16 protein-coding genes and 2 pseudogenes are annotated in these 20,290 nt (G+C 74.2%); 12 read left to right on the top strand and 6 right to left on the bottom strand.

Going from position 1 to position 20,290, the window contains the following annotated elements:
- The 7 genes and pseudogenes from ACH4UM_RS30245 to ACH4UM_RS30215 all read left to right on the top strand — a co-directional run.
- Positions 1–399, top strand: a pseudogene (locus tag ACH4UM_RS30245) (acetyl-coenzyme A synthetase); the annotation flags it as partial.
- Positions 400–453: 54 nt separating this feature from the next.
- On the top strand, positions 454–1,107 hold the full coding sequence (locus ACH4UM_RS30240; protein WP_398186056.1) for an adenylate kinase: 654 nt from the start codon (positions 454–456) through the stop codon (positions 1,105–1,107).
- Complete coding sequence (locus ACH4UM_RS30235) at positions 1,104–1,448, top strand: DUF485 domain-containing protein (protein WP_398186054.1); 345 nt, start codon at positions 1,104–1,106, stop codon at positions 1,446–1,448. The genes ACH4UM_RS30240 and ACH4UM_RS30235 overlap by 4 nt, the downstream gene beginning before the upstream one ends.
- Positions 1,445–3,037, top strand: coding sequence for a cation acetate symporter (locus ACH4UM_RS30230; protein ID WP_398186051.1), 1,593 nt, complete (start codon positions 1,445–1,447; stop codon positions 3,035–3,037). The genes ACH4UM_RS30235 and ACH4UM_RS30230 overlap by 4 nt, the downstream gene beginning before the upstream one ends.
- A 382-nt stretch (positions 3,038–3,419) precedes the next feature.
- Complete coding sequence (rsgA, locus tag ACH4UM_RS30225) at positions 3,420–4,529, top strand: ribosome small subunit-dependent GTPase A (protein ID WP_398186048.1); 1,110 nt, start codon at positions 3,420–3,422, stop codon at positions 4,527–4,529.
- 114 nt (positions 4,530–4,643) lie between these two features.
- On the top strand, positions 4,644–6,041 hold the full coding sequence (locus ACH4UM_RS30220) for a bifunctional transcriptional activator/DNA repair enzyme AdaA (protein ID WP_398186075.1): 1,398 nt from the start codon (positions 4,644–4,646) through the stop codon (positions 6,039–6,041).
- Complete coding sequence (locus ACH4UM_RS30215; RefSeq protein WP_398186045.1) at positions 6,038–6,556, top strand: methylated-DNA--[protein]-cysteine S-methyltransferase; 519 nt, start codon at positions 6,038–6,040, stop codon at positions 6,554–6,556. The genes ACH4UM_RS30220 and ACH4UM_RS30215 overlap by 4 nt, the downstream gene beginning before the upstream one ends.
- Here the strand turns inward: ACH4UM_RS30215 and ACH4UM_RS30210 are convergent.
- Entirely contained in the window at positions 6,553–6,924 is a 372-nt protein-coding gene (locus ACH4UM_RS30210) for a PPOX class F420-dependent oxidoreductase (RefSeq protein WP_398186042.1), read from the bottom strand. The genes ACH4UM_RS30215 and ACH4UM_RS30210 overlap by 4 nt on opposite strands.
- A gap of 301 nt (positions 6,925–7,225) precedes the next feature.
- Between ACH4UM_RS30210 and ACH4UM_RS30205 the strand changes: the two genes are divergently transcribed.
- Positions 7,226–8,512: an SGNH/GDSL hydrolase family protein gene (locus ACH4UM_RS30205; RefSeq protein WP_398186072.1), complete on the top strand. Its 1,287-nt coding sequence runs from the start codon at positions 7,226–7,228 to the stop codon at positions 8,510–8,512.
- A gap of 223 nt (positions 8,513–8,735) precedes the next feature.
- Here the strand turns inward: ACH4UM_RS30205 and ACH4UM_RS30200 are convergent.
- Positions 8,736–8,885: pseudogene (locus tag ACH4UM_RS30200) on the bottom strand (helix-turn-helix transcriptional regulator); the annotation flags it as partial.
- 198 nt (positions 8,886–9,083) lie between these two features.
- Here ACH4UM_RS30200 and ACH4UM_RS30195 point away from each other — a divergent pair.
- From ACH4UM_RS30195 to ACH4UM_RS30185, 3 genes are all read left to right on the top strand, one after another.
- The gene (locus tag ACH4UM_RS30195; protein ID WP_398186040.1) at positions 9,084–10,841 is read left to right on the top strand and encodes a protein phosphatase 2C domain-containing protein; all 1,758 of its coding nucleotides are present in this window, start codon (positions 9,084–9,086) and stop codon (positions 10,839–10,841) included.
- Positions 10,842–10,938: 97 nt separating this feature from the next.
- On the top strand, positions 10,939–12,681 hold the full coding sequence (locus ACH4UM_RS30190; RefSeq protein WP_398186038.1) for a pyruvate dehydrogenase: 1,743 nt from the start codon (positions 10,939–10,941) through the stop codon (positions 12,679–12,681).
- Between the two features lie 430 nt (positions 12,682–13,111).
- Complete coding sequence (locus tag ACH4UM_RS30185) at positions 13,112–13,561, top strand: ATP-binding protein (RefSeq protein WP_398186035.1); 450 nt, start codon at positions 13,112–13,114, stop codon at positions 13,559–13,561.
- A 76-nt stretch (positions 13,562–13,637) separates the two neighbouring features.
- On the opposite strand, the gene ACH4UM_RS30180 is transcribed toward ACH4UM_RS30185, so the two are convergent.
- Complete coding sequence (locus ACH4UM_RS30180; protein WP_398186032.1) at positions 13,638–14,678, bottom strand: DUF2637 domain-containing protein; 1,041 nt, start codon at positions 14,676–14,678, stop codon at positions 13,638–13,640.
- 903 nt (positions 14,679–15,581) lie between these two features.
- On the opposite strand from ACH4UM_RS30180, the gene ACH4UM_RS30175 reads away from it, so the two are divergent.
- The gene (locus ACH4UM_RS30175; RefSeq protein WP_398186029.1) at positions 15,582–16,391 is read left to right on the top strand and encodes a GntR family transcriptional regulator; all 810 of its coding nucleotides are present in this window, start codon (positions 15,582–15,584) and stop codon (positions 16,389–16,391) included.
- A gap of 371 nt (positions 16,392–16,762) precedes the next feature.
- On the opposite strand, the gene ACH4UM_RS30170 is transcribed toward ACH4UM_RS30175, so the two are convergent.
- The 3 genes from ACH4UM_RS30170 to ACH4UM_RS30160 all read right to left on the bottom strand — a co-directional run bounded on the left by ACH4UM_RS30170 (position 16,763) and on the right by ACH4UM_RS30160 (position 20,202).
- Positions 16,763–17,287, bottom strand: a complete 525-nt coding sequence (locus tag ACH4UM_RS30170; protein WP_398186026.1) for a DUF2231 domain-containing protein — start codon at positions 17,285–17,287, stop codon at positions 16,763–16,765.
- Positions 17,288–17,561: 274 nt separating this feature from the next.
- Positions 17,562–18,335, bottom strand: coding sequence for a hypothetical protein (locus tag ACH4UM_RS30165; RefSeq protein WP_398186023.1), 774 nt, complete (start codon positions 18,333–18,335; stop codon positions 17,562–17,564).
- 166 nt (positions 18,336–18,501) lie between these two features.
- Positions 18,502–20,202, bottom strand: coding sequence for a PucR family transcriptional regulator (locus tag ACH4UM_RS30160; protein ID WP_398186020.1), 1,701 nt, complete (start codon positions 20,200–20,202; stop codon positions 18,502–18,504).
- Between the last annotated feature and the right edge of the window lie 88 nt (positions 20,203–20,290).

Raw genomic sequence — 20,290 nt, 5'->3', positions numbered from 1 at the left:
GTGATGCTCGTGTCGGGACACAACATCTCCACCACCGAGGTCGAGTCCGCCCTGGTCTCCCACCCCTCGGTCGCCGAGGCGGCCGTGGTGGGCGCGACGGACGAGACCACCGGCCAGGCCATCGTCGCCTTCGTCATCCTGCGCGGCACGGCGGCGGAGACCGAAACCCTGGTCGCCGAGCTGCGCAACCACGTCGGCACCACCCTCGGCCCGATCGCCAAGCCGAAACGGATCCTGCCGGTCGCCGAGCTGCCCAAGACCCGCTCCGGCAAGATCATGCGCCGACTGCTGCGCGACGTGGCGGAGAACCGGCAACTCGGAGACGTCACCACCCTGACCGACTCCACCGTCATGGACCTCATCCAGACCAAGCTCCCCGCCGCCCCGGCCGAGGACTGACCGCCGAAGGGGAGGACCAGGGACCAGGGATCACCGGAATCAGAGGAATTGAGCATGCGTATCGTTCTGATCGGCCCTCCGGGCGCGGGCAAGGGCACCCAGGCCCGCGTCCTGGCCGGCCTGCTGTCCGTACCGGCGATCTCCAGCGGGGACCTGTTCCGCGCCGAGGTCCGCCAGGGTAAGGAACTAGGCCGGCTGGTGCGACGGCACACGGAGGCCGGGGAGCTGGTGCCCGACGAGCTGACCACGACCGTCGTCACCCGGCGCCTGGGTGAGCCGGACGCGGCCGACGGCTTCCTGCTCGACGGCTTCCCGAGGACCGTACGGCAGGCCGAACTCCTGGAGGAGTCCCTGGACGACCACGGGGCCGCGCTCGACGCCGTGATCGCCCTCGGCCTGCCGGACGACGAGATCGTGCGGCGGCTGACGGGCCGGCGCATGTGCCCGGCGTGCGGGACGACCGTGCACCTGGTCTTCTCCCCGCCCCGCGTCGCAGGCCGGTGCGACGGGTGCGGCGGCGGCCTCGTCCGGCGCGCCGACGACAGCGAGGAGACCGTCCTGCGGCGCCTCGCCGTCCACTCCGCGCAGACCGTCCCGCTGCTGCGGTGGTACGCCGACCGGCGACTCCTGGTCCACGTCGACGGATCCGGAACCGTGCCGGAGGTCTCCGAGCGGATGAGCGCGGCCCTGGCGGCGGTCACGAGATGAACGGACCGTACGCCGCCCCGCCGCCCGAGGAGACGACCGGCGAGCCGGACCTCGGTGAACTGCGCCGCTCCCGCCTCGGCTTCGCGGTGCCGGCCGCTGTCCTCGTCGTCGGCGGACATCTGCTGTTCATCCTGCTGTCCGGCTTCACGCCCGGGGCCGTGGACTTCGCGCCGGCCGGACATCTCACCCTCGGACTCGCGCTGGGCCTGGCGGTTTTCGGCGCCATCTTCATCACTGCGTGGCGCTACGAGCGGCACATGCGCGCCCGGGTCGACCCGCACGCCGACGAGATCCGTACCCGCCACGCCCACCTGCGTCGCGACGGAAAGGGGCAACAGTGACCCTCGCCTCGGGTGTCATCGCCCTCAGCGGCCTCGCCCTGCCGCTCGTGCTGTTCCTCGTCTTCCTGGTCGTCACCATGTTCACCGCGGTCGTCGCCGGGCCGTACAGCGACATGATCAGCGAGTTCTACATCGGCGACCGCAGGCTCTCGCCGTTGCGGTACGGGATGGCGATGTGCGGTGACTACATCTCGGCCGCGACCCTCCTGGGCAGTACCGGTCTGGTCTGTCTGACCGGCTACGACGGCCTGCTGTATCTGGTGGGAACCGCGGTCGGCTGGATCGTGGTCCTGCTGCTGGTCGCCGAACCGCTGCGCAACGCGGGTCGGTTCACGCTCGGCGACACCTTCGCCCAGCGGGTCGGGGCCCGACAGCGGCCGGTCCGTCTCGCCGTGGGGCTCTGCGCCCTCATCGTGTCCCTCGTCTACCTGGTGGCCCAGCTGACGGGGAGTGTCGCGCTCCTGGCCCAGTTCACCGGGGTGCCCGGGGGCACGGCGCGGGCCTTCTGCACGATCATCGTCGGCATCTTCGTGGTCTTCTACGTCGCGGTCGGTGGTATGCCCGGGACGACGTTCATCCAGGTCGCCAAGACCGTGCTGCTGGTGGCCGTGGTGGCGGTGGCCGCCGTCCTGGTGCTGTCGCACTTCGGGTGGAGCGGCGACCGCCTGCTCGGCACGGCGGCCGCGAACAGCGGCCACGGGGAGGCGTTCCTGCGGCCCGGCCTGCGCTTCGGTGCGAGCACCACCAGCAGGATCGACTTCTTGAGCCTCGAGCTGTCCATGGCCCTCGGTGTCGCGGGACTCCCGCACATCGTCATGCGTCTGCTGTCCCCGGACAGCACACGGCGGTTGCGCGGTGCGGTGCTGTGGACGATCGGTCTGGTGGGCGCCGTGTGCCTGGCGGTCGGGGTACTGGGACTCGGAGCGGCCGCGATCGTCGGCACCGGCACCGTCAAGGCCACGGATCCCAGCGGAAACGCCGGGGTGCTCCTGCTCGCGCAGTCGGTGGGCGGGAACATCCTGACGGCGGCCTTCTCCTGTCTCGTCTTCGCCACGGTCCTCTCCGTGGCCGCGGGGGTCACGCTGGCGGCGGCCTCGTCGCTGGCCCACGACGTGTACGTCCACGTGATCCGCAAGGGCCGGGTGAACGACCGTCAGGAACTGGCCGCCGCACGCGCCTCGGCGGCCGTGGCCGGTGCGCTGGGCATCCTGCTCGCCCTGCTGTCCCGCGACTGGAACGCCTCCTCACTCGCCTTCCTGGCCTTCGCCATCGCGGCCTCCTCCATCGTGCCGACCCTCGTCTACACACTGTTCTGGGCCCGCTTCACCGCCCGCGGTGCGCTGTTCGCCCTCTACGGCGGCCTCGGCTGCGCCCTCCTGCTCGTCGCCTTCGGCCCCGTCATCTCCTCCACTCCCACCTCACTGCTGCCCACGTCGCACTTCGCCTGGTTCCCCCTGCAGAACCCGGGCATCGTCTCCATCCCGGTCGGCTTCCTCCTGGGCTGGCTCGGCACCGTCACAAGCCCCACGACCACCGACGCCGCCGCGTACCGCGAGTTCGAGGCGCGGTCTCTGCTCGGCACGGAGTGAAGCCGCGTGCGAGCCTCTGCCGCACCCGGCCCGCCAGGCTGTCGACCGGGGCGGCCACCGCCCCCTGCTGGAGGTGTCCGGTGAGTTCCGCAGCGAGGTTGTACGCGGACTGACCAGCCGCTGAACGGGTCGGTGCCGCAGAAAGCCGCAAAAAAAGGGGTTGGCTCCGCGGCATCTGTGTCCCGTACGCTCTGCTTCGCAAGCCGTCGACTTACGTGCACGTTCGCGAGAACAGGAGGTGAGGACCGTGATGACTGTCGTTGCGCTGGGCGTTGCCCAGATCCGGAAGTTCATCGATCCCACCCCTGTGGTCTCCGGCTGACCTCCACTTCCACTGCGCGCCGGGCGCGCTGCCGGGGCCACCCTTGTGAAGGGTTTCCCCTTGAATCTCTCTTCTCCGTCGGCTCCGTCGGCTCCGTCCCACCCGCTCGCCCCGTACGGCTGGGACCCGGGCTGGGAGTCGGAGTTCGCCCCGTACGCCGGGCAGGGTCTCGTGCCCGGCCGGGTGATCCGGGTCGACCGCGGTCTGTGCGACGTCGTCACACCGGACGGCACCGTGCGCGCCGACACCGAGTTCGTCGTCCCCCGCGACCCGATGAAGGTCGTGTGCACGGGGGACTGGGCCGCGGTCGACCCGGGCGGTGATCCGCGGTTCGTACGGACGCTGCTGCCGAGGCGCACCGCGTTCGTGCGCTCCACCTCCTCCAAGCGGTCCGAGGGGCAGATCCTCGCCGCCAACGTCGACCACGCGATCGTCGCCGTGTCGCTGGCCGTCGAACTCGACCTCGGCCGCGTCGAGCGCTTCCTGGCCCTGGCCTGGGAGTCCGGGGCGCAGCCGCTGGTGGTGCTGGCCAAGGCCGACCTCGTGCCGGACGCGACGGGACTGGCGTATCTCGTCCAGGACGTGGAGACGACCGCGCCCGGGGTGCCGGTGCTGCCGGTCAGCGCCACGACCGGGGACGGGCTCGACGTGCTGGCCGCCGTCGTCTCCGCGGGCACGTCCGTGCTGCTCGGGCAGTCCGGGGCCGGCAAGTCGACCCTCGCCAACGCCCTGCTCGGCGAGGACGTGATGGACGTCAAGGCCGCGCGGGACGTCGACGGCAAGGGCCGGCACACCACCACCACCCGCAACCTGCTCGCACTGCCCGGCGGCGGCGTCCTGATCGACACACCGGGGCTGCGCGGCGTGGGCCTGTGGGACGCCGGAAGCGGCGTCGGACAGGTGTTCTCCGAGATCGAGGAACTCGCCGCGCGGTGCCGGTTCCACGACTGCGCGCACGGCAGCGAGCCCGGCTGCGCCGTGCTGGCCGCGATCGACGCCGGTGAGCTGCCCGAGCGGCGGCTGGAGAGCTACCGCAAGCTCATGCGCGAGAACCAGTGGATCGTCGCCAAGACCGACGCGCGGGTGCGTGCGGAGATCAGGCGCGACTGGAAGCGCAAGGGCGCGGAGGGCCGCGCGGCGATGGAGGCCAAGCGGGGACGGCGGCGCTGAGGCGACCCCAGGCGCCTCCCCGGGGCCCGGGGCCCGAGCCCCGGGGCCGCCGTCAGTGCCGTGTCCGATTCCCGCCAGCGCCCGCACCACGGCGGGCGGACACTGGACAGCGTGATGGACGAGGACACCAGGTACGAGGCGGTACGCAGCCGGGACGGCCGGTTCGACGGAGAGTTCTTCTTCGCCGTCGGGACGACCGGGATCTACTGCCGTCCCAGCTGCCCGGCCGTGACCCCGAAGCGGCACAACGTACGGTTCTACGCCACGGCCGCCGCCGCCCAGGGCGCGGGCTTCCGCGCCTGCCGGCGGTGCCGTCCGGACACCGTGCCCGGCTCCGCCGGCTGGAACGTGCGGGCCGACGTCGTCGGACGGGCGATGCGGCTGATCGGCGACGGTGTGATCGACCGGGAGGGCGTCGCCGGGCTGGCCGCCCGGCTCGGCTACAGCGCGCGGCAGGTGCAGCGCCAGCTCACCGCCGAGCTCGGCGCCGGGCCTCTCGCGCTGGCCCGGGTGCAGCGGGCGCACACCGCACGCGTCCTGCTGCAGACCACCGAACTGGCGGTCACGCAGGTCGCGTTCGCGGCCGGATTCGCCAGCGTGCGGCAGTTCAACGACACGGTCCGGGCCGTCTACGCGGCCACCCCGAGCGAGCTGCGCGCCGCCGCTCCGAGAATGCGCGGCCGCGGGGCCGCCGCGCCCACCGCCGAAATCGCGCTGCGGCTCGCCCATCGGGGCCCGTACCAGGCGGGACCGGTCTTCGACCTGCTCCGGCGCGAGGCCGTGCCCGGCGTCGAGGAGGTCCGCGGCACGCCGGGCGCCCGGACCTACCGGCGCACCCTGCGCCTGCCCCACGGCACCGGGATCGTCGCCGTCGACGAACGGTCGGGCGCTCCGCGGACCGCGTCCGGCGCCCATCCCGGCGGCTGGCTGGAGGCCCGGCTGCACCTGACCGACCCGCGCGACCTGACTACGGCCGTGCAGCGGCTGCGGCGGCTGTTCGACCTCGACGCCGACCCCTACGCCGTCGACGAGCGGCTCGCCGCCGATCCGCGACTTGCGCCGCTGGTCGCGGCCCGGCCCGGGCTGCGCTCCCCGGGCGCCGCGGACCCCGAGGAGACGGCGATACGCGAACTGGTGGGACCGGCGGCGGCCGGGGATCTGGTACGGCAACACGGCAAGGCGCTGGACGCCCCCTGCGGCACCCTGACCCATCTGTTCCCCGAGCCGGCCGCCCTCGCCGCGGCCGAGCCGGGCGGCACCCTGGGTGCCCTGGCCGCCGCCCTCGCCGACGGCACCGTACGACTGGACGCGGGCGCCGACCGCGACGAAGCGCACCGGGCACTGCTCGCCCTGCCCGGCCTTGACACCACCACGGCCACCGCCATCCGCACCCGGGCCCTCGGCGACCCCGACACGGCCCCGCCCGACCTGAACATCCCCGACAACTGGCGCCCCTGGCGCTCGTACGCCCTGCACCACCTGCGCGCCGCAGGAGAGCTGGAGAACCGATGACCATGCCGACACACGGGACGACCACCGAGATGACCTACTTCACGCGCCTCGACAGCCCCCTCGGGCCCCTGCTCCTCACCGCCGACCGGACCGGCGCCCTGACCTCCCTGTCCGTGCCCGGCCAGAAGGGCGGCCGCACGGTCCAGGACGACTGGCGGTACGACGCGGGCCCCTTCCGCGCGGCCGAGGAGCAGCTGCGGGCCTACTTCGCCGGTGAACTCAAGGAGTTCGCACTGCCGTTGCGCGCGCACGGCACCGCCTTCCGCGAGCGGGTCTGGGCGGCCCTGGACACCGTTCCGTACGGGGCGACCACGACGTACGGCGAGATCGCCGCCCGCGTCGGCGCCTCCCGGGCGGCAGTGCGTGCCGTCGGCGGCGCCATCGGCGCCAACCCTCTGCTGGTTCTGCGCCCCTGCCACCGCGTGATCGGCGCGGACGGCTCCCTGACCGGTTACGCGGGCGGCCTGGAGCGGAAGGTACGGCTGCTCACCCTGGAGGGCGCGCTCAGGCCCTAGTCGTCCTCCAGCCCCCAGCTGTGGATCCGCCGCGGATGGATGCGGATCACCTCCTCGCTGAAGTGCGGGCCCAACTCGTGCGGTCCGGTGAGGAGTTCGGCCTCGCCGCGGATGTCGACACCACGGACCCGCCAGGGGTCGAGGCTGACGATGTCGTCGACCACCAGGGCGACCTTCGGGTTCTGCCGCAGGTTGCGCCACTTCTTCGTGCGGCCCATCGCGAGGCCGCCGATCAGGATGGTGCCGTCGTCCTGCGGGAAGAAGCCGACGGGGTTGGCCTGCGGCTGACCGTGCGGGTCGACGGTGGCCAGCCGTCCCAGGCGCTGCGTCCTCAGGTAGGCGCGCTCGGCCTCGGTGAATTCGGTCATGCCGCCAGCCAAGCACTCCGGTGCCGCCCGCGCATCGGATCCTCGGCGCAGGTCCAGTCACCCCGGACCCACGGCACGGCCGACGAGACCCGGCCACCCGACCACGCCCGCCCCGCGGCCAACCACACCCGACCACGCCCGCCCAGCAGCCGGCCACGGCTGGGCCGGGCGGGTGGTTCGGGCGGTGAGCCTCCGTCAGCGGCGCGTCCCGTATGGCACGGTCGCCTGGCGAAGGCCGACGGGAGGGCGGATGCGGGTGGCGGACGCGGTGGGTGCGGTGGGTGCGGTGGGAGGGGTGCCCATGGCCCGGCGGGCCAAGGCCAGGTCCGGGCAGGTCCTGGCGACGCTGCTGCTCCTTCTGGGCGGCGGTACGCCGGCGACGGCAGCGACACCGGCGGCGGCAGCGGCGGCAACGGCAGCGACACCGACGGCAGCGGCGGCGAAGGCACCGGCCCGCGCGGGAGGCGCCCCGCCGCCGGTGTGGACCGGCACCTGGGAGGCCGCCCCCTCGGGAACCGCGCCCGGGCTTGCCGGCACCACGATCCGCAACGTCGTGCACACCAGCGTCGGCGGCCGCGCCCTCCGGGTCCGGCTCAGCAACCGGCTCGGCACCGCGCCCCTGCGGCTCGGCGCCGTCACCGTGGCACTGCGCCGCCCCGGCGGTCCGGGCGCCCTGCCCGGTTCGCTGCGCACCGCCGCCTTCCGGGGCGCCCGGACGATCACCGTCCCGCCCGGCCGGGACGCGGTCACCGATCCGGTGCGGCTGGCCCTGCCGGCTGCCGCGGAACTCCTGGTCACGGTGTACACACCGGGTGACCCCGGCCCCGCGACCTACCATCGCACGGCGCTGCGGACCAGCTACCTCGCCCCGGGCGGCGACCGGACCGCGGACGAGGACGGCGCCGCGTTCACCGCGACCACCACCCACTGGTACTACGTCACCGGCGTCGACGTCCTGGGCGCCCCGGCCGCCGGGAGCGCGGTCGCGCTCGGCGACTCCCTCACCGACGGCACCGGTTCGAGTCGCGACGCCGACCACCGCTGGCCGGACCGGCTCGCCGAGCGCCTGCGCGCGCTGCCCCCGCCCCGCCGCCTGGGCGTCCTCAACGCGGGCATCTCCGGCAACCGCCTGCTGCGCGACGGGGTGGGACCGAGTGCACTGTCCCGGCTTGACGCCGACGCGCTGTGCCGGTCCGGGGTGCGGGTGCTGGTCGTGTGGGAGGGCATCAACGACGTCAACGGCACCCCGGCTGCGACCGGCCCCGCCGCCTTCGCGGCGGCGTACTCCCGGATCGTGGCCCGCGCCCACGCCCACGGCATCCGCGTCGTCGGCGCGACCCTCACGCCCTACGGCGGTCACAGCGCGTACACGCCGGCCCGCGAGGCCGTACGGCAGGCGGTCAACGCCCTGATCCGCGGCGGCGCTCTGTTCGACGCGGTCGCCGACTTCGACGCCGCCGTCCGTGACCCGTCACGCCCGCAGCGGCTCCGCCCGGCGTACGACCCCGGCGACCACCTCCACCTCAACGACACGGGCATGCGCGCCGTCGCCGACACGATCGACCCGGCCGCGCTCGGGGCCGGGTGAAGGCCGGGAGGCAGAAGCGGGTCGGACGCTGGGCCGGCCGCCTGGTCAGACGCTGGGCCGGCCACCGGGTGGCCTGGTCACCCGCCTGGTCAGACGCCGGATCAGCCGTCGGGTCGGACGCAGGGTCGGACGTGGCGGTCGCGGGAGACCCAGCCGCGTTCGTGGGCGTGCCGGCCCAGTTCGAGGCGGGTGGTCACACCGGCCGGCGCCATCAGCCGCTTCACACCAGTTCGTCGCGGCCGAGCGCGGCGGTCAGCTCCGTGATGCCGTCCGCCAGGTCCAGCACCGCCCGCTCCACCACCACCCGGTGGCGCACCCCGCGTCCGGCGGCCTGCTCCTCGGCGTCGTTCTCCGTCCCGGACACCACCACCGGACCGCGGCACCAGGGGATCCGGGGCCCGGGTCACCCGGTGTCGCCGGGTGGGTCTCCCGTGGGGGGTGGAACCGCCCGGCGGCTTTGTTTCGTACCGGCATTCGAAGGTTCACCCGAGGGGGGTTCGAGATGCGGGTGCCCGCCGGATTTTCCGGATGCCCCGTTTCCCCACCGCTCGTGCGGTGGACAATCGGGGGCATGAGTCAGCAGGGGGGAAGGCCCACCGGTCACGAGGACGACTGGTGGCGGCAGTTGTACGACGACTCCGGCTCCATCGAGGACACCGGTCCCACGGCCGCGGCCGATTCCCTGGACGACCGCTTCGCCTCGGCGGCCGGGACGTTGGGGAGGGGACCGGGGTCCGCGCGCACGGGAGGGCCGGAGGAAACCGAGCGGACGCGGCGGACGGCGGGCACCGGGGGATCGGCCCCTGAGGACCCGGCCCCGCCCGAGCGCCCGCCCTCGCCCGAGGACCGCCCGCCCTCGCCCGCGGCGACAGCACCACCCCCACCGGCGACAGTGCCCTCACCGCGCACCGCAGGCCCGCCCGCCGAGCCTGCCCGCCATGCGGACGGGGACGCCGACGGGTGGCCGATGGACGCCGGCCCGGACTGGTGGCAACGTCCCCCCTGGGAGTCTCCGACCGCCGGCTCCCCGGGACCGGAGAGCCACCCGCCCGCCCCTCGCCCGCCGGAGCCCGCCGACCCGGGCCGCATGGCACCGGAAACCGGCGAGCGTACGCCCACAGACGCCACGACGCCCACAGACGCCACGACGCCCACAGACGCCACGACGCCCACAGACGCCACGACGCCCACAGACGCCCCGGCCCCGGCCTCTCCTCCACCCCCGCTTTCCGCACCCCCACTGCCCTCCGCGCCCCCGCTCCCCTCCGCGCCCCCACAGCTCTCCGCGCCCCCGTCACCGGCTGACGCGCCCCCACCCCCGGAACTCCCGCCCCCCACCTTCGACTACGTGGGCTCCGGGCCGCCCACCTACGATGCCGAGCCCACGGCGCTCCCGCCCGGCGACCCGGACGCGCTCGACGACCTGGTGCCGGACACGGTGCTGGACGGGGCCCGATACGGGGCCTGCACCCTGCGCGCGGTGTCCATCCGGGGCGACTCCGCGCGCTACCGGGGCGAGCCCCGCCGGGACGCGTTGCTGACCGCGCGGTTCGGCGCGGGCGAACAGGCGCTGGTCCTCGTGGCGATGGCCACCGGCGCCCGGGCCACCCCGGGGGCGCACCGCGCGGCCGCCGAGGTGTGCCAGTGGATCGCGCGGGCGGTGGGCCGCAGCCACGACCGGCTGGTCGAGGACCTGCGGGCGGCCCGGCGCGGCGATCTGAAGTCCGGGCTGCACCGCCTCACCGACCGCAGCCTCGGCAGGCTCCGTGCCAGCGCAGCCGAACAGGGCATCGAACCCGAGGAGTACGCGGCCACCCTGCGCTGCCTGCTCCTGCCCGCCGATCCCGAGTGCCGTGCACGCGTCTTCTTCGGGGCCGGCGCGGGCGGGCTGTTCCGGCTGCGCGACGGCGAGTGGCAGGACATCGAGCCCCGGGTCTCCGAGGAGCCCGGCGACCCGGTCCTCGGCTTCGGCTCACCGGCGCCCGGCCCGACCGGACCGGCCGGCCCCGCCGAGACCCCCGACGGCGACCGGCTCACCATGGACCTCGGCATCACCACATCCCCCGACCCGTCCGACCGGACCACTCCCGGGCCGCCCACCGAACCCTTCCGCTTCCGTGCCTCCGTGGCCCAGCCGGGTGACACGCTGCTGATGTGCACCGCAGGCCTGGCCGACCCGCTGCGTGGTGAGCCGGAGCTGTGCGCATACCTCGGCCGGCGGTGGTCCGGCCCGACCCCGCCCGGGCTCGCCGCGTTCCTGGCGGACTCCCAGGTGCGGGTGAAGGGGTATGCGGATGACCGTACGGCCGCGGCCGTGTGGGAGGCGTGAGCGCGCAGGCTGTGAATTCATGGACGCAGAGGGACCGGAGCAAAGGTGCCCAGCCGAACCAGAGGACCGCGGGAGACCGAAGGGGCGTCCGTAAGCCATGGCCAAGCCGAACGTCGCAGAGCAGTTCGTCGACATCCTCGTCCGTGCCGGAGTCAAACGCCTGTACGGCGTGGTCGGCGACAGCCTCAACCCGGTCGTCGACGCGGTCCGCCGCAACGCCGCAATCGACTGGATCCACGTCCGCCACGAGGAGACGGCCGCCTTCGCGGCCGGCGCGGAGGCGCAGATCACCGGGAAGCTGGCGGCCTGTGCCGGTTCCTGCGGCCCCGGCAACCTCCATCTCATCAACGGCCTGTACGACGCCCACCGCTCCATGGCCCCCGTCCTCGCCCTCGCCTCGCAGATCCCCTCCAGCGAGATCGGTCTGGGCTACTTCCAGGAGACCCACCCCGACCGGCTGTTCGCCGAGTGCAGCCACTACAGCGAGCTGATCTCCAGCCCGAAGCAGATGCCCCGGCTGCTGCAGACCGCCATCCAGAACGCGGTCGGCCGCAGCGGAGTCAGCGTGGTGTCCCTGCCCGGCGACATCGCCGCCGAGCCCGCCCCCGAGAAGGCCGCCGAGACCGCCATCGTCACCTCCCGGCCCACCGTCCGGCCCGGCGACGCCGAGATCGACCGGCTGGCCGGGATGATCGACGAGGCGGACAAGGTCACCCTGTTCTGCGGCAGCGGGACGGCGGGCGCGCACGCCGAGGTGATGGAGTTCGCCGGAAAGATCAAGTCACCGGTCGGACACGCGCTGCGCGGCAAGGAGTTCATCCAGTACGACAACCCGTACGACGTGGGGATGAGCGGCCTGCTCGGCTACGGCGCCGCCTACGAGGCCACCCACGAGTGCGACCTGCTGATCCTGCTCGGCACCGACTTCCCGTACAACGCCTTCCTGCCCAACGACGTCAAGATCGCCCAGGTCGACGTCCGGCCGGAGCACCTCGGCCGCCGCTCGCGGCTCGACCTCGCGGTGTGGGGCGATGTGCGCGAGACCCTGCGCTGCCTCGTCCCGCGCGTCCGGGCCAAGAAGGACCGGCGCTTCCTGGACAAGATGCTCAGAAAGCACGCGGACGCGCTGGAGGGCGTCGTCAAGGCGTACACACGGAAGGTGGACAAGCACGTCCCGATCCACCCCGAGTACGTGGCCGCGGTGCTCGACGAAGTGGCCGGCGAGGACGCCGTGTTCACCATCGACACCGGGATGTGCAACGTCTGGGGCGCCCGCTACATCTCGCCCAACGGGCGCCGCCGCATCATCGGTTCCTTCTCGCACGGTTCGATGGCGAACGCGCTGCCGATGGCGATCGGCGCGCAGTTCACCGACCGCCGCCGGCAGGTTATCTCCATGTCCGGGGACGGCGGATTCTCCATGCTGATGGGTGACTTCCTGACCCTGGTGCAGCACGACCTGCCGGTGAAGGTCGTGCTGTTCAACAACTCCTCGCTCGGCATGGTGGAGTTGGAGATGCTGGTCGCGGGACTGCCCTCGTACGGCACGGAAAACAAGAACCCCGACTTCGCCGCCGTCGCCCGTGCGTGCGGCGCCCACGGCGTCCGGGTCGAGAGGCCCAGGGACCTCGCCGGTGCGCTGAAGGACGCCTTCCGGCACAAGGGCCCGGCGCTCGTGGACGTCGTGACCGACCCCAACGCCCTGTCCATCCCGCCGAGGATCAGCGCCGAGATGGTCACCGGGTTCGCCCTGTCCGCCTCGAAGATCGTGCTGGACGGTGGGGTGGGCCGGATGGTGCAGATGGCCCGGTCCAATCTGCGCAACGTGCCCCGGCCGTGACCCCGGCAGGCCCGGTGCGGTCCGATGCGGCCCGCCGGAGGCGCCGTATCCGGCCAACTTCGCCTTCGGCCGGCGCGGGCGCCGCGGGCGGGTGCGCGGTGTCCGGTGCGCCGCCGCGGGCCAACCGGCGCGCCGGAGCGATGCCGAATACGTCCGGATCGGCATGCCGCAGTGGGCCGCCCGGCCCAGCCGAGGCGCTCGGAGGCGGCCCGGCGGCGCAGTCGTACGGGCGGGGCGGCGTACTCCGGCAGCGCTGCGGCCCGTGAGGGGGCGGTGCGTACGTGGCCGAACACCCGGGCGTCGCCGACCCGGCATGACTGGCCCTCGCTCGATGGGGCATGGATCCCCGTGAACGTGTTCGAGATGGAGGGGAACCGACGTCGGCACGCGGGCGGGGGTCATGAAGAGTCAGGCACGAGGGGGCGGTCCCATGACGGTCGGGGCCTCCTCGGCGAAGACGGTGGAGGAAGAGGCCGACGACGTCATAGAAAGGCGCCCCGCGCCCCAGCTCAGGCGCAGGCTGGGGCGGGCGGACCTCAGGGCGGTGCCCGAGGTGCGCCGGGCGCTGCGCGAACTGCTGCGTCACTGGGGGCGGCCCGGCACCTCTGACGTCGCCGAGCTGCTCACCAGCGAACTGGTCACCAACGCGCTCGTCCACACCGACGACGACGCGGTCCTGACGGCCACCGTGTCGGCGCGCGGACTGCGCGTGGAGGTAAGGGACTTCGTGGCCCGCCGGCCGAGGCCGCGGACGACGAGCAACGACGACACGGGTGGCCGGGGCCTGGTCCTGGTGCAGTCCCTCGCGGACGACTGGGGCGTGTGCGCGCACGGCGTCGGCAAGTCGGTCTGGTTCGAACTCGGCGCGGGCGCCGCGTGAACGGGAAGGGGGCCCGGCCCGCACGGCCGTGCCCCCCTTCCCGCGACACAATCCGGTCCTCGTCCTGGCCCCGGTCCTAGCCGAACTGCTGCTCCAGGTCCTTGAGCTTGCGCTCCAGGGAGTCCAGGCGCGGCAGGGCCATGGTGTCGTCCTCCGCGGTGAGGTCTACGGTGATCGGGTCAGATCCTTTGCGGACGGGCTGCAGGGAGGGACGCGCGCGCACGGGCAGCGGCTCCGCGGATATGGCAGGCTCCGCGGTGACCTGGGAGGAGCCGCGCTCCAGGGCCGCCTGTGCCTCGACCTGGCGGCCGCCCCGGCCGACGAAGCCGCGGTGACCGCGGCTGATCGCCTTGAGCTGGGCGCGCTCCACGCGCTCCTGCTCGCGCCGCAGCCGCCGGTTCTCCTCCTTCTGGCGCTTGTCCTCGCGCACCTCCTCGACCGCCTCGTCCAGGCTGCGCACGCCCTCCAGGAGCATCAGCGACCAGGCCCTGTACGTCTCCCTCGGCGCACGCATCCAGCGGACGACGCGGATCTGCGGCAGCGGACGCGGCACGAGCCCCTGCTCGCGCAGGGCGGCCCGGCGGGTCTGCTTCAGCGCGCGGTCGAAGAGCACCGCCGCCGACAGGGACATGCCGGAGAAGAACTGCGGGGCGCCCGCGTGGCCCATGCCCCTGGGCGCGTGCACCCAGTTGAACCAGGCCGCCGCGCCCGCGAAAGTCCACACGAGTATCCGGGAGCCGAGTGCCGCGTCACCGTGGCTGGCCTCGCGCACCGCGAGCACGGAGCAGAACATCGCCGCGCCGTCCAGGCCGAACGGCACCAGGTACTCCCAGCCGTCGGTCAGGCCGAGGTTCTGCTGGCCGAAGCCGACCAGGCCGTGGAAGGAGAGCGCCGCGGCCACCGCCGCGCAGCAGAACAGAAGTACGTAGGAGGCCGTTCCGTAAATGGCCTCCTTGCGCCTGCGGCGCTCCTCGCTGCGCTCCCACGAGTCGTCCGCGCTCGCGTTCTCCCCGGAGGAGCGCCTTCCGCGCGCGAGCACCGCCACCGCCGCCAGCATGCCCAGGAGCAGTACGGCGCCCGGAAGCAGCCAGTTCAGCGATATGTCGGTCAGTCTCATCTGGGGTCCCTTGCATTGGGATAGGGCGTAACGCCCGCCATAGTGGCCCAATCCCAACGGCCCTCAGGGGGTTTCGGGGCAAGAGGCCGCCAAGGAAGTGCAAGGGGATGCCCAGGGCGGCGTTCTGCTCGAACTGCCGCTTGAGGGGCGGGAGTTGAGTTCGAATAAGACTACCCGTACGGGTGGTGCCACGGAAAGTTCCCGGGGCGGGTGAGGAAGTTGTGAATCACCTGTAACCGTGAGGGCGTCCCACTCGCGGATGATCCTAGGGGATGAGAGGTGAGGTGTCGTCGCTCGAATGGGTGACCTGGCCTGACCGGTAGGAAACTTGAGAGGGACTCAGGCCGTGGAACGCAGCGGGCGGTTCGGTGATCCGTCCCATGCAGCCGCAGCCGCAGCCGCAGCCGCAGCCGCAGCCACATGCGCGGGCCGCAGCCGCCGAGCGCCGGTTCCAGGTGCTCGGTGACCGTCGTACGCGCCTCGGCCCGCAGCACCTCCTCGGCGCGTACCACCCGGGGGCCGGGCGGTGCCGCCGCCGGGCCGCCCGGCGGACGGGCGAAGGAGGCGGGGCGTACGGCCGCAACTCCGGCGGTGCGGTCGTACGAGATGTGCGTCACGGGCGAGAGGTGCGTCACGGGCGAGAGGTGCGTCACGGGCGAGAGCGTCACGGGCGGGCGGGGCGCCCGGCGGTGCGGGAAGCCGTGGCGGATGGGCGTAGGCGGCCGCCACGGCCGAAGGGCGCACATGCCTGCCGGACCGCTGTCCCCGCTTGATTGCAGGTAAGCCCTGCCTTGCTTCACCTCGACGGAATGTGAACCTTTGGCCCATTGCGCCTAAGGTGCTTGACGCACGAGTAACAACCAGTCGTAATGACCCAAGCACCCACAAGCCCGGAGGAGGACCGTGAAGCAGGGCGCGCAGGACTCCGCCGGGACCGGCATACCCGAGGTCCGGCCGGGTGGCGGCGTGGCACGGGTGCCCCGGCAGCCGCAGGCCGCGGACATCCGGCGGGACCGGGACGCCGCGGCGGCCGGCGCCGCCCGGGGCGAGCACACCCATGCCGAGCGGCCCATCCCGCACCCCCGCCCCCTGGTGCAGCGCTCCTCCGTGCGCGGCCAGATCCTCGACGCCCTGCGCACCGCGCTGGTCGCGGGGGAGCTGAGGCCCGGAGAGGTCTACTCTGCGCCCGTGCTCGGCGAGCGGTTCGGGGTGTCGGCGACGCCGGTGCGCGAGGCGATGCAGCAGCTCGCCCTGGAGGGCGCCGTCGAGGTCGTGCCCAACCGCGGCTTCCGGGTGGTCGAGCGCGGCGCCCGCGAGCTCGCCGAGCTGGCCGAGGTGAGGGCCCTGATCGAGGTTCCGGTGCTGCTCCGGCTGGCCCGTACCGTGCCCGTCGAGCGCTGGGCCGAGCTGCGCCCGCTGGCCGAGGCCAGCGCGCGGGCCGCGTCCTCCGGGTGCCGGGCGGCCTACGCCGAGTCCGACCGCGCCTTCCACCGCGCGGTGCTCTCGCTGGCAGGCAACGAACAGCTCGCCCGGACCGCCGAGGACCTGCACCGCCGCGCCCAGTGGCCCCTGGTGGGCGGCTCCGCCCGCCCGGCCCGCGCGGAACTGGTGACGGACGCGGCCGAGCACACGGCCCTGCTGGACGCGCTCATCGCACGGGACATGGACGCCGTGCACCGGCTCGTACGGGAGCACTTCGCGGCCGGGGCCTGAGCGGCGGCGGTCCCGCCGGACCGGCCTGCGCGAGGGCGGTCCCGCCGGGCGCGCTGCGGCCGGTGGCCGACGGCTCGCCCGGGGTGCCGGGCTCCCTCCCGTCCGTGGGGCCCGGAGGTTCCTGGTGCTGACAGGTGGCTCGGCAGCTCGGCGCGCTGCGGCCGGTGGCCGACGGCTCGCCCGGGGCGCCGGTGCCTGTCCGTGGTGCGCGGCGGCTCCTCCCTGGTACCCGGCTTCCTCCGTGGTGCGCGGCGGCTCCGGCCGCAGGGGTGCCGGGCGGTCCACCGGCGCGGGGATGAGTGCGGCCCGCCCGGGGTGTCCCCGGGCGGGCCGCACTCGGTCGGCCGGGTCGTGCCGGCCGGTCTCGCCGGTCAGTCCCCGTCGCCCGCCTTCGTGGCGGTCTTGGAGTAGGCGTCGTGCCAGGCCGCCTTCGCGCCCGAGTCGCCGATCCGGTAGACGTCGACGACCGCGCCCGCGCCCACCGCCACGGACAGGACGACCGCGGCGATGCGGAGCACCGATCCCGGCCGCGGTCCCGGCCGTGCCCCGGTGTGCTCCTCCGACCACGACGCGGGCGTACGGCGGGAGATCCACCAGACGCCGGCCGCGAGCACGAACAGGCCCAGGGCCCAGGGCAGCATTCCGTCGCCCAGCTCGGCGTGCCGCCGCACCAGCGGGTCGCTGTCCACGTGCCGCTCCAGCCACTCCCCGGCCTGGGTGGCCAGCGGCACGCTCACCAGCGTGACCAGGGCGAGCAGCGGCAGCGCCAGGCCCAGCCGCCGGGCGGCCTGTGGCCACAGCGCGCAGACCACGAGGGCCAACGCGCTGAGTGGTACCAGGACGACGACGACATGGACCAGCAGCACGTGCGCGGGCAGGCCGTTGATCAAACTCATCAGGCGCTCCTCCAGGGGCGGCCGTGGGGGTGCACGCGGACCCGGCTCGTGTGTGCGGACCCGGCTCGTGCCTTCGGGGGGCCAGGGGCCCTGTCGCCGGTCTCCCGCCGGGCGGGCCACGACAGGATTCGGTCCGTCCGCGTGTTCGGGTGCGCCAGCCTGGCACAGGAACCTCTCAGGTTCCTCTGAGCAGCACTGAGCAACCCCCGGCGCAGCCCGTGGCCGCCCCGGCGCAGCCCGGGTCAGCCCGTGGCCGCCCCCGGCGCAGCCCGGGTCAGGCCGTTGCCGACCCCGCCGCGGGCGGCGCCGGCGCCAGCTGCCGGGCCAGCCAGGTGGGCACGCCCCCCAGCAGCCGGAACAGCCGCCGCGCCTCCTCCCGCAGCCGGGACGCCTCCGGCTCCGCCTCGGTGTCGGCCAGCGACGCCAGCGCCGGCGCCGTACCGACGAGGTAGCCCAGCTCCTCGCGGATCCGCAGGCTCTCGGCGAACCCGTGCCGCGCCTCCGCCAACTCCCCGTCCCGCAGCGCCAGTCCGGCCAGGTGCCGCCAGGTGAAGGACAGCAGCAGCGGGTCGGCGTGGGCGGTGGCGCCCGCGTGGGCGCGGCGGTAGGCGGCGCGCGCGGCCTGCGGGGAGCGGGTCAGGTTCTCGGCGATCAGTCCGCGCCGGAAGTCCAGCAGGCCCCGCCCGGGCGCCCCCGGCGGGATCAGCGCCGCCGCCCGGCCCAGCGCGGCCCGGGCCTCGTCCGCGCGGTCCCGCACGCCGTGCACGGTGGCCGTGTACGCAAGTTGCCCGCGTTCACAAGCGGCCGCGCCGCGCTCCTCGTCGGTGTGGGCCAGCGCCTCCGCGGTCCGCAGCGCGTCCTCCGCGTCCTCCCAGCCGGCCTCGGTGTACAGGCACCGTTCGACCAGCAGCGCCGTTCTCTGCAGCGCGGCGGCCGCGGTGGCCGGCTGCAGCAGCGCTGCCGCGTCGGCCCAGCACGCGCGTGAGCGCAGCCGCCATACCGCGGTCTGGAGTGGATCGTCACCTGCGGTCGTTCCGTTACCAGACATGGCGGGATGCGCCACGTTGCCCTCCCCGAGCACGCCTTCGAGCCTTGAGTGGTGGCGGCATCTCAGCACGAATTCCGCGGCCCGGCCAAGGGGGTGGGTGAAGGATTTCACAAAGTCGTGGGACGGTGGCCGATACCGGACGCAAAAGCCGTCCCCCGTCCTGACCTCAGCTCATGCGCAGCGCGAGGAAGAAGTCGAGCTTGTCCTCCAGCCTCGACAGGTCACGTCCCGTCAACTGCTCGATCCGCCCGACCCGGTAGCGCAGCGTGTTGACGTGCAGGTGGAGCCGGGTCGCGCACCGGGTCCAGGAGCCGTCGCAGTCGAGGAACGCCTCCAGCGTCGGGATCAGCTCGGCGCGGTGCCGGCGGTCGTAGTCCCGCAGCGGGTCCAGCAGCCGGGCGGTGAAGGCGCGTCGCACGTCGTCCGGTACGAACGGGAGCAGCAGCACGTGCGAGGCCAGTTCCTGGTGTCCCGCCGCGCACACCCGGCCCGGGCGCGCCGCGGCCACCCGCCGGGCGTGCCGAGCCTCCTCCAGCGCCCCGCGCAGCCCCTCCGCCGAGTGCACGGCCGCGCTGACGCCGAGGGTGAGGCGGCCGTCGTCGTCGAGACCGGCCGACAGCGGGTCCCGTACGGCCCGCAGGAGCGCGTCGGCGAGGATCCCGGGCTCCGCGCCGTCGGGCTCGGCGGGGACGGCGGGGAGCGGCACCAGTGCGACGGCCTCGTCACCGGTGTGCGCGACCGCTATGCGGTCGGACGGCTCGGGACCGGTGCTGTGCGGGTCCACGAGGATCTCCTCCAGCAGCGACTGGGCGACCGGGCCGCCCTCGATCCGCCCGTCCTCCCACTCCACGCGGGCCACGACCACCTGCCAGTGCGGGGCGGTTCCGAGGCCGGGCAGCAGCACGGGTGCCGCGACCCTGAGGCGCGCGGCGATCTCGGCGGGCGCCGCCCCCGTCTGCACCAGCTCCAGCACCTCCTGGGCGAGCCGCCTGCGCACCGTGCGCGCCGCGTCCCGCCGGTCCCGCTCGACCGCGATCAGCTGGGTGACGCCCTCGAGCAGGTCGAGCCGCTCCTCGGGCCAGTCGCCGGCGTCCGCCTCGACGGCCAGCAGCCAGTCGGACAGCACCGTCTCGCGCACGTCCCGTGCACCCTGCGGGGCGCCCCCCGGCCCGGCCACCGCCGGGCGGTGCCCGGAGCCGCGGATCGGGAAGAGGGAGTACGTCGTCGTGCCCAGCGTCACCCGGTGCGGGCCGCGCCGGCCCGTGCGGCCGGCCGCCAGGTGCGCGGTGGCGAGCTCGGCACACGTCTCGGCGGGCAGCGCGGGGCCCGCCGCCCGGGGCCCGGCGATCAGCCGTCCGGCGGGAGAGAGCAGCCAGGCCCGCAGGTCCAGGTCGGAGCCCAGCAGGTCCAGCACCACGTCCGGGCCGCCGCCCGCCGGACCGGCGGTCATCATCCGCCGGTGGCGGTCCACCACGGCCGCGAGGTCGCCGGCGCGCTCGCCGGACACCTGCCGTACGACGTGCTCGGTGATCGTCGCGAACGCCACCGACTCGTTGACCGCGAACAGCGGCAGCCGGTGCCGGGCGCAGGCCACCACCAGGTCGTCCGGCACATCGCCCAGCTCGGCCTCGCCGGCGGCCAGCGCGGTCACGCCGGCCTGCACCAGGATCCGCACGAAGGGCTCGGAGTCGGCGGCGTCACGGCGCCAGGCCAGCCCCGTCAGCACCAGCTCACCGCCGGAGAGGTAACGGCTGGGGTCGCGCAGGTCGGTGGTCATGACGCCCCGGACGGTGCGGTCCAGCTCGTCCTCACCGCCGAGCAGCTTCAGGCCCAGCGCATCGGTGTCCAGCAGTGCGCGCAGCCGCATCTCTCGTCGCCGCCGTTCTTTTGTCTCGAAAACTACGATGGATCTTGTGGCGAGGGCCCGGCCACGCGGCCGGGCCGGCAACTCCGCC

Origin of the sequence: Streptomyces sp. NPDC020801, assembly GCF_044334385.1 — a bacterium.
In the GTDB taxonomy this organism is placed as follows: Bacteria; Actinomycetota; Actinomycetes; order Streptomycetales; family Streptomycetaceae; genus Streptomyces.
This window is presented reverse-complemented; position numbering and strand designations above follow the sequence as displayed.